Source organism: Methylobacterium indicum (genome assembly GCF_001043895.1).
Lineage (GTDB): Bacteria > Pseudomonadota > Alphaproteobacteria > Rhizobiales > Beijerinckiaceae > Methylobacterium > Methylobacterium indicum.
On the sequence record NZ_JTHF01000121.1, the window covers coordinates 16,247 to 28,874 of the forward strand.

A 12,628-nucleotide genomic window follows, 5' to 3' on the forward strand; every position below is an offset into this window, starting at 1 on the left:
GATGTCCTCCACATCTTCCCGCTACGGCGAGATCGTTCGCCTCTCCGCGCCCATCGCCGGCATTCAGTTCGCGCAGGTCGCGCTGACGACGGTGGACCTCCTCATGATGGGTCTTCTCGGCGTCGATTCGGTCGCAGCCGGCGGCCTCGGGCTGCTCCTCTACAATCAGCTCCGCACGATGAGCGTCGGCATGGTCACGGGGGTCGGCAACCTCGTGGCGGGTGCTGTGGGCCGCGCCGAGAAGCGTAGCGGGTCGGCCGCCATCGACGCGGCGGGGCGCGACGAGATCCGCGATCTCGTGCGCGCCGCCATGTTGATCGCGACCGTGACGGGCCTCGTCGCCGGCTTGCTTCTCGTCGTGCTCGGCCATGCTCTCCCGTATCTCGGGCAGGACCCGGACGTGGTCGCTCTGGCGAGGCCCATCATGCTGGCCTTGGCGCCGGGCCTGCTGCCGATGCTCTGGATGAACGTCCTGCGGCAATTCGCTGTCGGCTTGCGCAGGCCGGGCTCGCTTCTGGTGGTGACGCTGGTCTCGATCGGGCTCAACGCATTGCTCGATGCGGTCTTCATCTATGGCTGGCTCGGTCTGCCGAAGCTCGGGCTCGCGGGCATCGGCCTGTCCACCACCCTCGTCCAGCTCTGGACCTTCGCCGTTTATCTGCGCATGGTCCGCCGCGATGCGGCGATGAACGACGTTCTGGCGCTCGACGCCTGGCGCGCCCGCCGGGAAACGGTGATGCGCATCCTGCGCATGGGGACGCCCATCTCGCTGACCTACGGGTCGGAGGCGGCGATCACCTCCATCGCCTCGCTCTTCATGGGCACGTTCGGTCCGGTCGCCCTGGCGGCCTCCAACGTGGTCAACCAGCTCGCCTACATCGTCTACCAGGCCAATATCGGCCTCTCCCAGGGAACCTCGATCCTGGTCAGCCGGGCGCTGGGGCGCGGCGAGCGAGCGGAAATCGGTCAGATCGCCCGTCAGGCGTTGACGATCAGCCTGTCGCTCATGAGCGCGATCGGCTTCGTCTATATCGTCTCGCCGGAGGCCGTGCTTCTCCCGTTCCTGGGCGAGCGCGGCGACGGGGCGGTGCTGGGTGTCGCCTCGTCGCTTCTGTGGTTCGCCGTCGCCCATCAGATATTCAAGGGATCGCAGAATATCTGCGTCGGGCTATTACGCGGGCTTGGCAATACCAAGGCGGGCCTCACCAACACGCTGATCGGCTATTGGCTGATCGGCATTCCGGCCATGGCCCTTTGTGCCCATGCGACGGGCTGGGGGCCTTATGGCGTCTGGTTCGGCCTGTGCCTCGGCTTCGGCGCGACGAGCCTTCTCCTCTGGCGGCGCTTCACGCTGGAACTGGCCCGCCTCCCCGCGGCTCACGGCGACGGGGAGAGCGTCCCGGCCGCCTGAGAAGCTATCTCGGTAGGGTAGTTTTGGGTGGCAAGATGGCTTGCTGTCGCCATCTGTAAGGGATGCCGACGTGCAAGAGCCAGGCCGGCCAGCGTCCTGCGGTAGCGGACGACGGCTGGCGCATCCCGGACGATCTGTGGCGGCGGATAGAGCCCCTGCTGCCGCCCCGGCCTCGTCATCCGCTGGGCTGCCACAATCCGCGCGTGCCCGACCGGGTGGCGATGGACGCCATCGTCTTCGTACTGCGCACCGGCTGTCAGTGGAACGCCCTCGACGCGACCGGGATCTGCTCCTCGTCCTCGGCCCATCGTCGGTTTCAGGAATGGGCGAGAGCCGGGGTGTTCGCGGCGTTCTGGCGCGAGGGGCTTCTGGCCCGAGGGGCTTCTGGCCTATGACGGACTGGTGGGGATCGACTGGACGTGGCTGTCACTCGACGGGGCGCAGGGCAAGGCGCCGCCGGGTGGGGGGAAAACCGGGCCCAACCCGGACCGACCGGGTCAAGCCCGGCTGCAAGCGCTCAGTCCTGACGGACGGGCGCGGGGTGCCGGTGGGGCTGGTGATCGCCGGGGCCAACGTCAACGATCATCTGCTGCTGCGCGAGACGCTGGAGGCGATCCCGGTGCCCCGGCCTGATCCGAGCGCCTGGGATCCGCAGCATCTGTGCCTGGACAAGGGTTACGACTACGGCGGGCCACGCGAGACGGCGGCGGAGTACGGCTTCGAGCTGCATCTGCGGCGGCGCGGCGGGGAGATCGTCGAGACGCGCGAGCTTGGCAAGCGAGCGCGACGCTGGGTGGTGGAGCGCTGCCACTCCGGGTTCAACCGCTTCCGCGCCCTGCTGATCCGCTGGTCCAAAAAGCCCCAGAACGCTCTTGCCTTGCTCCACTTCGCCGCTGCCGTCATCGCATGGCGCCACCTCCTAGTGGGATAAGCTCTGAGCCGTCAGGCCGACGGGGCTATGCCGCCGGAGAAGATCGACATCGAAATGCGGGGGTGCGTCGGGGGCGAGGTCCACGAAGCGCCCCTGCACCCGGAACACCCGCTCGATCAGGCCACTGGACGCCAGCGCGCCCGGCTCGCCGTCGAAGACGCAGCGGCCGCCTTCCATGACGCTGATGCGATCGGCGACCGACATGGCCTGGTTGAGGTCGTGGATCGCCATGACGACCGCGACCCCGCGCTCACGGCTCAAGCGATACACCAGATCGAGCAGTTCGACCTGATAGCCGATATCGAGGAAGGTCGTCGGCTCGTCCAGAAACAGAATGCGCGCCTCCTGGGCGAGCGCTGCGGAAATCCAGGCCCTCTGCCGCTCGCCGCCGGACAGGGCATTCAGCGGTCGTTCCGCAAATCGCGCGAGGCCGGTGCTGTCGAGCGCCCAGGCGATCGTCGCCTCGTCATCGGGCCCGTAGCTCTTGAACAAGCCGACATGGGCGAAGCGCCCTTGGCGGACGAGCTGTCCGACCGTCATCTCGTCGGGCGCGACCGGCTGCTGGGGCAGAAAGGCCAGATGGCGCGCAAGCTCCCGCCGCCCCATCGCGAAGACCGATCGCCCCTCGATCTCCACCCGGCCCGCCGCCGCCCCGACGAGGCCGGCCAGAGCCTGGAGCGCCGTGCTCTTGCCGGATCCGTTGGGGCCGATCAACGCCCGGACCTCGCCGGGTTCGAGCTGGAGGGCGAAGCCGGACAGGGCCGTTCTCTGGCCATAGCGGACAGTCAGGTCGCGAGCGTGAAGAAGCATGGGAACCCTCATGGCGTTCGACGCAGTAAGGCGATCAGCACCGGGACGCCGCAGAGCGCGGTGACCACGCCGATCGGGATTTCATCGGCTCCCCCCAGGAGCCGGCCCAGGAGGTCGCAGACCGTGACGGTGATCGCGCCGAGCGCGACCGTCAGTGGGAGGACGAGCGGGAAATGCCCACGCGCCAGCTTGCGGGCGAGATGGGGCACGATCAGGCCGACGAAGACGATGGGACCGACCGCCCCCACGGCGCTGGCGGCGAGCGCGCAGGACACGAAAAGAACAGCCGAGAAGTCGCGGCGGTAGGCCGAGCCGAAGGACCGTGCGACGGTGGATTCGAAACGCAGGAGTTCGAGCGGCCGCCTGAGGAGCGGCAGCACGGCCAGTCCTGCCACCGTGAAGGGCGCGAGAAAGACGGCATGCTCCCAGCGCCTGGCGTAGAGACTGCCCGACAGCCATTCGAGCAGAACCTCCATGCGCGACGAGCCCCAGCCCGCGACGATCCCGAGCGCCAGCGCCTGGAGCAGCGCACCCATCGCGACGCCGCAGAGCGTCAGCCGCAAGGGCCCGAGATCATGGCGCAGCGTCATGAGATAGATGAGGCCGCCGGCGACAAGTCCCCCCAGCATTCCGACGGCCGGAAGCCAGGACCACGGGAGCGCGACCAGCGTAGTGGGGGTAGGATCGTGGCTGTAGACCGCGATCATCAGGAACAGGGTGACGGACAGGGTCGCGCCCTGCGAAACGCCGATGAGCGAAGGGTCGGCGAGCGGATTGCGCGTGATCGTCTGGAGCAGGAAACCTGCCGTCGCCAACTGCATTCCGGCCAGCATTCCGGTGACGATCCGGGGCAGGCGGATGTCGAGGATGATCGAGCGCGCCTCGGCGCTTCCACCCCCCGTCAGCACGGCGGCGACGTCGCCGAGCGGCAGATCCGCGACGCCGAAGAACACCGCGACGAGAGGGGCCAGGAGCGTCAGGCCGACGAGCAGCGGTACGAGCCGGCGCGCCGGCGGGTGGGCGACGAGCGGCGGGGCCAGCGGGGTCATCGCTCTCCCTCCGTGGTGAGGGTCCGGGAGCGCTGGACGAGATAGAGGAAGACCGGGCCGCCGATGAGCGCCGTGACGAGGCCCACCGGCAGTTCGCGCGGCGCCGCCAGGCTGCGGGCGGCGAGGTCCGCCAGCACCGTCATCAGGCCGCCGATCGTCGCGGCGAGCGCCATCGCCCATCCCGAGCCGGGTGGACGAAGGAGACGGGCGATATGCGGGGCGGCGAGGCCGACGAAGGCGATCGGCCCCGCGACGGGCACGATACCGGCCACCGGCAGCACGGCCAGAAGCAGCACGAGGGGCCGCCATGCCGTCAGCCGCAGGCCCATACCCATGGCCGCGCCGTCGCTCAAGGACAGGAGATCCACGACGCGGTGGATCGCCAGAGCGCCCGCCAGCGCCAGCAGGACGAAGGGCGCCATGGAGGAGAGTTGCGGCCAGGATCGTCCCTGCAATCCGCCGGACAGCCAGAACAGCAGCGAGGGGACCTGCGGGCCGCTGAGCAGCAGAACATAGATCGTCACGGCGTGGAGGAAGAGCGACACGCTGATGCCGCCCAGCGCCAGGTGCAACGGACTCGCCATCCGTCCCGAAGCAATGACGAAGGTGGTGCCTGCCGCCGCCATGCCGCCGACGAAGCCGACCAGCGGATACCAGACGGACGAGAGCGAGGGGACGAACACGAACGCGACGACGATCGGCGCCACGGCGCCTGCCGTGACGCCCGTCAGGCCGGGCCCGGCCAGTGGGTTGCGCGTCAAGGCTTGAAGAAGAAAGCCGGCCAGGGCGAGCCCCGCGCCCGCGAGGAACGCCGCGAGGCTTCGCGGCAGACGCAGCGTCCAGATCACGATCGTGTCGACGCGGCCCGCCTTGGACAGGAGCGCGTCGATCACGGTGCCGGGCGGTAGCGTGCGATCGCCGACGGTCAGCCCCGCGACGATCGCCAACGCGGCGAGGGTGAGGAGGAGGCCGGTCAGCGCCGGCATCCGGAGGGCTTCGCCGCCTGCCGGCGGGGCGGTGCGGGAGGCGGTCATTTCTGAAGAGCGGCGGGGATGATCTTCGCCGCCTCCGCACGGACATTCACGGCCGGGAACGTCCCGGGATAGAGGAAATGCGCGGCTTCACGCAGGACGACCTCGCGCGCGATCGGGCCGTTCGTCTCCACCCACTGGTCGCCGACATAATGGACCCGGCCGTTCTTCACCGCCGAAAGCTGGCTCCAGATCGGATTGTTTTCCTGCGGGCGGTCCGGGCCGCTGTCATAGATGAAGATGACTTCCGGATCTTTCTCCAGCATGGCCTCGAGGCTCATTTCCATGCCGAAGCGCTCGTCATGCGTCATGGGCCCGACGATATTGTCGCCGCCGAGCGCCGCGACGATCGAAGCGGCCGTGTTCTCCGTATGGAAGGCGAAGGGCGTGTCGCCCCCCCACATGATCACGAATCGGGGATGAGCGTTCTTGGGAGCCTTCGCGACGTAATCGGCAAGATTCCGCTTGAAGGACGCGTTCAGCGCTTCGCCGCGCTCGGGCTGGCCGAAAATCCTGGCGAGGGCGGAGACTTCCCTGAAGCTCTCGTCGTATCGCTCCATATTGTAGGCCAGATAAGGCGCGATCGCCTGGTAGGAGGCGGCATTGCCGATCGTGTAGCGCTTCATCGCGACGATGAGATCGGGCTTGGCTTCACTGACGAGTTCGAGATTGGGCTTGGCGCGTTGGCCGAGCAGCTTCATCTCCCTGGTCAGCCCGAGCAGGAAATCCGGATTGCGCCCCTTGGTCATGTACGTCACGGCGAAATGGCGGGGCGCGACACCCAGGGCCAGCCCCACATCCACCGCAAGATAGGAAACGGCGGCGACGCTCTGCGGCGTCACGGGAACCTCCACGGTGACGCCGCGATCGTCGGTGACAGGAATGAGCCGGTCGGCTGCCGAAGCCGGGCAGCAAAAGAACAGCATCATGACTGTTATAGGCAGTAAATTAGAATTTTTCCACATCTGTTATAGCCTAATTCCCAAGCGGCATGCCGCATGATCCTTAGCCAAACACCTTGAAGACCACAACGGTGTTTTTTGGGACATGAATTGGCTTGTTGCGGAGATCCGGCAGGCCTATGATCGGCGGAGGCGGATGCTCGTTCCGTCCCATCCTGCGCACGCGGCGGACAGGCAGGACACCGCCCGATCCGGTCTCGGGCGGTGAGACGAGCAAGGGCAATATCCGCGCTGGTGGTGGAAAAAGGCGCTGCAACCCCTCGGCGATGCCCCAAGGCAATGCGCGTGATGCCGTCGATCGTACCGACCCGTTTCGATGAATCCGCGCTTCGGGAAGTACACGAGGCCCGTCCCGTCGACCGATCCCCATCGCTCAACGCCCGCGAATGGCAAAGCGGGCGCTCTCTGCGAGGTGCGGTTCGAATAGGTTGACAACGCGTCGTGCGTTACCCTACGAAAGCAATGCAACGTTATTATATAACGGGGAGTGCGGAGTGAAATTTTGGTACCATCTCTGCATGGCGGCGATGCTGCTGGGGGCTTCGCCCGCACTGGCGCAATCACCTCTTCGCATCGTCACGCCCTTCGAGATCGCCTCGCTGGAGCCAAGTCGGAGCGGCTTCGTTTTCACCCGCATGGAGGTCACCGAGACCCTGGTCGGCGCGGATGACGAAGGCCGGCCGGTTCCCGGCCTTTCGACCGCCTGGACCCTGTCCGACGACCGGCTGACTTGGCGCTTTACCCTGCGCGCAGGCGCCAAGTTCCACGACGACACGCCGGTCACGGCCGAGATCGTGTCGCAGTGCCTGCAGCGGGCGCGGACCAAGCCCGGGCCGCTCGCGGAGGTGCCGCTGACGGAGATCCGTGCGGTCGCGCCCGACGTCGTCGAGATCAGAACCGCCACGCCGTTCATCGCTTTGCCGGCGTTTCTGGCCGAGGCCTCGACCCAGATCCTCGCCCCGTCCTCCTATGACGAGACGGGGGCCGTGCGCCGGATCATCGGAAGCGGCCCCTACCGCATCACCTCGCTCGAACCGCCGCTGCGCTTCGAGGTCGAGCGGTTCGACGGTTGGACCGGTGGACCGAAGCCGGCGATCAAGCGGGCGATCTACCAGGCCGTGGGGCGCAAGGAAACGCGCGCGCTCATGGCGGAGAGCGGGCAGGCGGATCTCGCCTTCGCGCTCGATCCAGCGGGCACCGACCGGTTGCGCCGGGCGCCCAATGTGGCGGTGACGACGAAGTCGATCCCGCGCGTGATCACGCTCAAGCTGAATGCCCATCTGCCGGCCTTCGCCGATGTCCGGGTGCGGCGCGCGCTGAGCCTCGCGATCGACCGGGAGGGGATCGCCAAAGCCATCCTGCGCTCGCCAGCGGCGGCCGCGACGCAGTTCTTTCCGCCGACGATGGGCGGATGGCACGTGTCCACGCTCGCGCCCCTGCGCCACGACGTGGCCGAAGCGCGCCGGCTTCTCGCCGAGGCGGGCTGGGTCCCGGATGCGCAGGGACGGCTCATGAAGGACGGCAAGCCGCTTCACGCCACGCTGCGCAGCTATGCCGTGCGCCCGGAGCTTCCCGTCGTCGCCGCCGCGATCCAGGCATCCGCACGCGATATCGGCATCGATCTCGACATCGCCATGATGAATTCCAGCGACATTCCGGCCGGCCATCGCGACGGCACGCTGGACATGGGACTGATCGCGCGCAACTTCTCGCTCGTGCCCGATCCGATCGGCACCCTGCTCGCCGATTTCGGCCCGAATGGCGGCGACTGGGGCGCCATGGGCTGGTCATCGTCGCAACTGACCGAGGCGCTTCAGGCGCTGCAGCAGACGGATGTGCCGGAAACCCGTGCCGCCCTGCGCCGCCGCGTGCTGGAAATCCTGCAGACCGAACTGCCCGTCATCCCCGTCGCTTGGTACGATCTGCGCGTGGCGGCCGCCAAGCGCCTCGGCGGGGTCAGCGTCGATCCGTACGAATTGTCCTACCGGATTTCGAGGATGCGATGGGCAGACTAGTCGCCATTCTCGGCCAGCGTCTGGTCCAGGCGGTCACCGTGGCCTTCGTCGTCAGCCTCCTGTGCTTCGCCCTGGCGCAGCTTCTTCCCGGCGATCAGGCGCTCCAGATCGCCCAGCGGCGCTACGGGGACGACCGCGTCACCACGGCGGCGGCCGAGGCCGTGCGGGCGGAGCTCGGCCTCGAGCGGCCGCTGGCCCTGCAGCTCATCGACTGGATGGGCCGGACCGTCTCGGGCGATCTCGGCCGCTCGCTGGTCAGCGGCGCCCCGGTCTGGGAGGAGATCCGCGACCAGCTCGGGGCCACCCTGGCCCTCGCCGGGGCGGCGCTTGGACTGGCCCTGCTGCTCGGCCCTGTCTTCGGCGCGCTCGCCGGCTTGCGACCGGGCGGGCTGGCGGATCGGGCCGGCATGGCCGCCGCTGCCGCCTTCCGCGCCGTTCCGAACTTCGTCGTCGGCCTCCTGCTCATGGTTGGTTGCACCGTCCTGTTCGGCTGGCTGCCGGTCGGCGATTCCCGCGGCTGGCTCAGCCTGCTGCTGCCCGCCCTGACCCTCGGGCTCGGCCTGGCCGCGACCTCGGCGCGCATCGCCCGCGACGGCGTCGTGGCGGCCCTTCGCTCGCCCTTCTTCGCCTTCGCGCGGATGAAGGGGCTCAGCCGGGCCGAGGCGATCCTGCGGCACGTGCCCCGCAATGCCGCCGTGCCGCTCATCGCCTATCTCGCGGTCAGCTTCGCATTCCTGATCGAGGGGGTCGTCGTGGTCGAGGAAATCTTCGCCTGGCCCGGGATCGGCCATGCGCTCACGCATGCGATCGAGGGACGCGACGTGCCGATGATCCAGGGTACGGCACTGATGCTCAGCCTCCTGCTCGTCCTTCTCAATGCGCTGACCGACCTCGCGCTGCTCCTCGTCGATCCGAGGAGGCGCGCATGAGACGCGCGGCATCTCTCGCCGAAAACGGAACATGGTGGGCACCCTGGATCGGCGGCTCGCTCGTGGGCATCGTCGTCCTGGCGGCGCTGCTCGGTCCCCTCGTCGTCGGCGCGGACCCGAACCGGCAGGACCTCGCCCATGTCCTGATGGGTCCTTCGCGCGAGGCGCTTCTCGGCACGGATCAACTGGGACGCTCGGTGCTGGCGCGACTGGTGTATGCCGCGCGCCTCTCGCTGTCGCTCGGCGCCATGGCGGTCGCGGCGGCCGCGATCCCGGGTATCGCCCTGGGGCTGGCCGCCGCCTTTGCCGGCGGCTGGACGGATAGGCTCGTATCCTCCCTGGCCGATGCGATCCTGGCGGTGCCGGGCCTGATCCTGGTGTTGCTGATCGCCGCCCTGGCGCCCGGCGCCTTCTGGCCGCTGTTCCTCGGCCTGTCCCTGATCCAATGGGTGGAATGGTTCCGCATGACGCGGGCCGCCTCGCGATCGGCGCTCGCATCCCCGGCCGTCGAGGCCGCACGGCTTCTCGGCTTCGGCCCATGGCATATCCTGTACCGGCACGTGCTCCCCGATCTCCTGCCGCTGTTCGGGATACTGGGTGCCTTCGGGCTGGGCAGCGCGGTGCTGTCTCTCTCCGCGCTCGGCTTCATCGGTTTTGGCCTGCGGCCGCCAACCCCGGAATGGGGATCGATGATGGTGGAAATGCTGCCCTACTGGAACGAGGCCCCTTTGGCCTTGTTGATGCCGCCACTCTGTCTCCTCACCTTGATCCTCGGCTTGCAGATTCTGGCGCGGCGATGACTCTGACGATCGAAAACCTTCGGATCGCCGCTGCCGGGGCGGTGCTCGTGCGCGACGTCTCGTTGACGCTCGAACCGTACCGTACGGTGACGATCCTCGGCGAAACGGGTTCGGGCAAGACGCTGGTCGCCGAAGCCGCGATGGGAACGGTGGCGCCGGAGCTCGCGGTCAGCGGACGCATCGCGGACGGCGGCGAGATCTCCGACGCCGCGGATCAGGGCGCGCGACGCGGCGCCTGGGGGCGGCGGATCGCCATGCTGCCGCAGGAGCCCTGGGTGTCCCTCGACCCCACGATGCGCTCGCTCGCCCAGGTTGCCGAAGGGCATCGTTTCGTGCGCGGCCTCGGGCCCGGGCCAGCGCGCCGCCAGGCGCGCGCCGATCTGGCGAGCCTGAACCTGGCCGCGGGAGACGACCGCTATCCGCATCAACTGTCCGGCGGCATGGCCCAGCGCGTCGCCTTCGCCTCGGCGCGGGCCGGCGGAGCCCCGATCACGCTCGCGGACGAGCCGACCAAGGGTCTCGATGCGACCATGCGGGATGCCGTGGTGGCGCTTCTGCGCAAGGCGGTGGAGGAGGGCGGTTCACTGCTCTGCATCACCCACGACATCGCCGTCGCCAAGGCGTTGGGCGGCGAGATCATCGTCATGCTGAAGGGCGAAATCGTGGAGAGGGGAGATGCCGACACGGTGCTCGTCGCGCCGTCCCATCCCTATACGCGTCGCCTCGTCGCGGCCGCCCCCGAGAACTGGCCCACGGCCACTGCCACGGCCACGGCCAGCGTGCCGGGCGACGTGGTGCTCGAGGGAACGGAGCTGGCGGTGAGCCGGAACGGACGCCGCCTGTTCTCGGATCTGGACCTTGCCGTCCGCGCCGGCGAATGGATCGGCGTGACCGGCCCCAGCGGCTGCGGCAAGACGACCCTTGGCAACGTGCTGCTCGGGCTGATGCCGCCGGCCTCCGGCAGGGTGCGACGCCGGGCGGGAGTGGCCTCGACGCGGTTCCAGAAACTCTATCAGGACCCCGTCGCCACCTTTTCCCGCCACGTCTCCCTGCGCACCGCGCTCGCCGAAACGACGGCCCGCCACCGCGTGTCGTTCGACGATGTCATGACCCTGCTCGAACGGCTGCGCGTGCCCGTGGCACTGCTCGACCGCCGCCCCGACCAGGTGTCGGGCGGCGAGCTGCAACGTGTCTCGTTGGCGCGCGTGCTGGTCGCCAAACCCATCTTCCTCTTCGCCGACGAACCGACCTCGCGCCTCGACCCGATCACACAGCAGGAGACCATGGATGTGATGCGAGAGGTGACGCGCGAGCGCGGCTGCGGCACGCTCCTCGTGACCCATGATCGGACCATGGCGGAGAGGATCACGGAAAGGCGGATCACGCTCGGGTCGGACCTTGCGTAACCGGCAGCGAGCGTGCGCTTAGACCGATCCGGCGCCCAGGATCGAGGCCGCCGACGCGCTGGGACGCGCTGCCGCCCGCCGGCTTCGGCCCGGTCCCTCCCGGGTGGTGCCCGCGCCGGCAGCATGCCGGCACCGGCGCGGTCTGGCACGCGGAGCATCACCCGCTGCCGCCGCACGACTTCGACGAGCGCTTCCGGCACCGAGCCCTTCACCCGCGACTACCTGCACCCGAACCACCCGCGCCTGCCCGAGGCAGACACAGCCGGGATTCGTGCTGGCCGTGCGCGCCCGGTTGCCCGCGGTGCACGCCGGCCGAGTGCGCGCATCGTCGAGGCCTCGGGCGGCGGGGGTGGTCAGGCGGCTTGGGGGTCGACGGCGCGATCGACCGTGCTCTGGGCATCGAAGGCGTGGATCCAGCCGAACGCCTCGGGGAAGCGCCTCATGCGGGCGTCGCGCTCGGCCAGTGCCGCCGGGCCGACGGAATCGGGCAGGTGCAGCAGGCGGTTCGTCGCCCAGGCGCTGCGCTGGATCGTGCGGGTACGCGTCTGCCGCAGGTCCTGGTAGCGCCGCATCGTCCCGTCGAGATCACCGGCCCCGTCGGCGGCCAGGAGCGCGGCCAGGGTCACGGCGTCCTCGATCGTGGTGTTGGCGCCCTGGCCGTGATGGGGCAGCATGGCATGCGCGCTGTCGCCCATCAGCACCGCCCGTCCGCGGTGCCAGCGCCTCAGGGGATCGGTGACGAACAGGCCCCAGCGGTGGGTCTGGGGCAGGGCGTCGATCATCTCGATCACGGCGGGATGCCAGCCGGCGAAACCCGCCAGATGCTCGCCCGGTGCGATCGCATCGAGCCAGCGCTCCGAGGTCCAGGCCCGCGGCCCCTCGACGACGGCGAAGAAATTGACGGAATCGGCCTCGCCCCCGATGGCGTAGTGCAGGAGGTGCGCGTCCGGCCCCATCCAGAACTGGATGGCCTGGGGATCGGGGAGGGCGGGCAGCAGGCCCATCGGCACCACGCCCCGGAAGGCGCTGGTGCCCGAGTAGCGCACCCTCTCGCCGCCGGTGATCCAGCGCCGCACGGGCGAGCGCACCCCGTCGCCGCCGACGACGAGGTCGGCCTCGACCTCGGCGCCGTTCTCGAAGCGGAGCGCCATCGCGTCGCCGGTCTGCGCGATGGCGGTGAGGCGGTGGCCGAGATGCAGGCCCTCGCCGGCGAGCGCTCCGCTCAGGACCTTCTGCAGGTCGGCCCGGTGCACGCCGTAATACGGCGCGCCGGCCTTCGCCCGG

Annotated in this window: 10 protein-coding genes and 2 pseudogenes; 7 read left to right on the forward strand and 5 right to left on the reverse strand. The window is 69.1% G+C overall.

The window, feature by feature from the left end; translation table 11 throughout:
• Position 1: 1 nt before the first annotated feature.
• Together QR78_RS15025 and QR78_RS32860 are read left to right on the forward strand one after the other, a co-directional pair.
• Positions 2-1,411 carry an MATE family efflux transporter gene (locus QR78_RS15025; RefSeq protein WP_048428360.1) on the forward strand — a complete coding sequence of 470 codons (1,410 nt, stop codon included), beginning with the start codon at positions 2-4 and terminating at the stop codon, positions 1,409-1,411.
• A gap of 62 nt (positions 1,412-1,473) precedes the next feature.
• Positions 1,474-2,342, forward strand: a pseudogene (locus QR78_RS32860) (IS5 family transposase).
• Here the strand turns inward: QR78_RS32860 and QR78_RS15035 are convergent.
• Genes QR78_RS15035 through QR78_RS15050 form a run of 4 tightly spaced genes read right to left on the reverse strand, consistent with a single transcriptional unit; the run spans position 2,331 to position 6,161 of the window.
• Complete coding sequence (locus QR78_RS15035; RefSeq protein ID WP_048428348.1) at positions 2,331-3,152, reverse strand: ABC transporter ATP-binding protein; 822 nt, start codon at positions 3,150-3,152, stop codon at positions 2,331-2,333. The pseudogene QR78_RS32860 and the gene QR78_RS15035 overlap by 12 nt on opposite strands.
• 8 nt (positions 3,153-3,160) lie before the next feature.
• Positions 3,161-4,201, reverse strand: coding sequence for a FecCD family ABC transporter permease (locus tag QR78_RS15040; RefSeq protein ID WP_048428349.1), 1,041 nt, complete (start codon positions 4,199-4,201; stop codon positions 3,161-3,163).
• A complete protein-coding gene (locus tag QR78_RS15045) occupies positions 4,198-5,187 on the reverse strand; it encodes a FecCD family ABC transporter permease (protein WP_048428361.1) in 990 nt (329 codons plus the stop codon). The genes QR78_RS15040 and QR78_RS15045 overlap by 4 nt, the downstream gene beginning before the upstream one ends.
• A gap of 44 nt (positions 5,188-5,231) precedes the next feature.
• Positions 5,232-6,161, reverse strand: a complete 930-nt coding sequence (locus QR78_RS15050) for an ABC transporter substrate-binding protein (protein WP_048428350.1) — start codon at positions 6,159-6,161, stop codon at positions 5,232-5,234.
• Between the two features lie 551 nt (positions 6,162-6,712).
• On the opposite strand from QR78_RS15050, the gene QR78_RS15055 reads away from it, so the two are divergent.
• The 5 genes and pseudogenes from QR78_RS15055 to QR78_RS36705 all read left to right on the forward strand — a co-directional run.
• The gene (locus QR78_RS15055) at positions 6,713-8,209 is read left to right on the forward strand and encodes an ABC transporter substrate-binding protein (protein ID WP_053220935.1); all 1,497 of its coding nucleotides are present in this window, start codon (positions 6,713-6,715) and stop codon (positions 8,207-8,209) included.
• Positions 8,197-9,138, forward strand: coding sequence for an ABC transporter permease (locus QR78_RS15060; RefSeq protein ID WP_048428352.1), 942 nt, complete (start codon positions 8,197-8,199; stop codon positions 9,136-9,138). Before QR78_RS15055 ends, QR78_RS15060 begins: the two co-directional genes overlap by 13 nt.
• On the forward strand, positions 9,135-9,938 hold the full coding sequence (locus QR78_RS15065) for an ABC transporter permease (RefSeq protein ID WP_048428353.1): 804 nt from the start codon (positions 9,135-9,137) through the stop codon (positions 9,936-9,938). Before QR78_RS15060 ends, QR78_RS15065 begins: the two co-directional genes overlap by 4 nt.
• A complete protein-coding gene (locus QR78_RS15070; RefSeq protein ID WP_048428354.1) occupies positions 9,935-11,344 on the forward strand; it encodes an ABC transporter ATP-binding protein in 1,410 nt (469 codons plus the stop codon). The genes QR78_RS15065 and QR78_RS15070 overlap by 4 nt, the downstream gene beginning before the upstream one ends.
• Before the next feature lie 26 nt (positions 11,345-11,370).
• A pseudogene (locus QR78_RS36705) lies at positions 11,371-11,538 on the forward strand (DUF2169 domain-containing protein); the annotation flags it as partial.
• A 159-nt stretch (positions 11,539-11,697) separates the two neighbouring features.
• Here the strand turns inward: QR78_RS36705 and QR78_RS15075 are convergent.
• The coding region (locus tag QR78_RS15075) for an FAD-dependent monooxygenase (RefSeq protein ID WP_048428355.1) at positions 11,698-12,628 on the reverse strand (931 nt) is incomplete at its 5' end.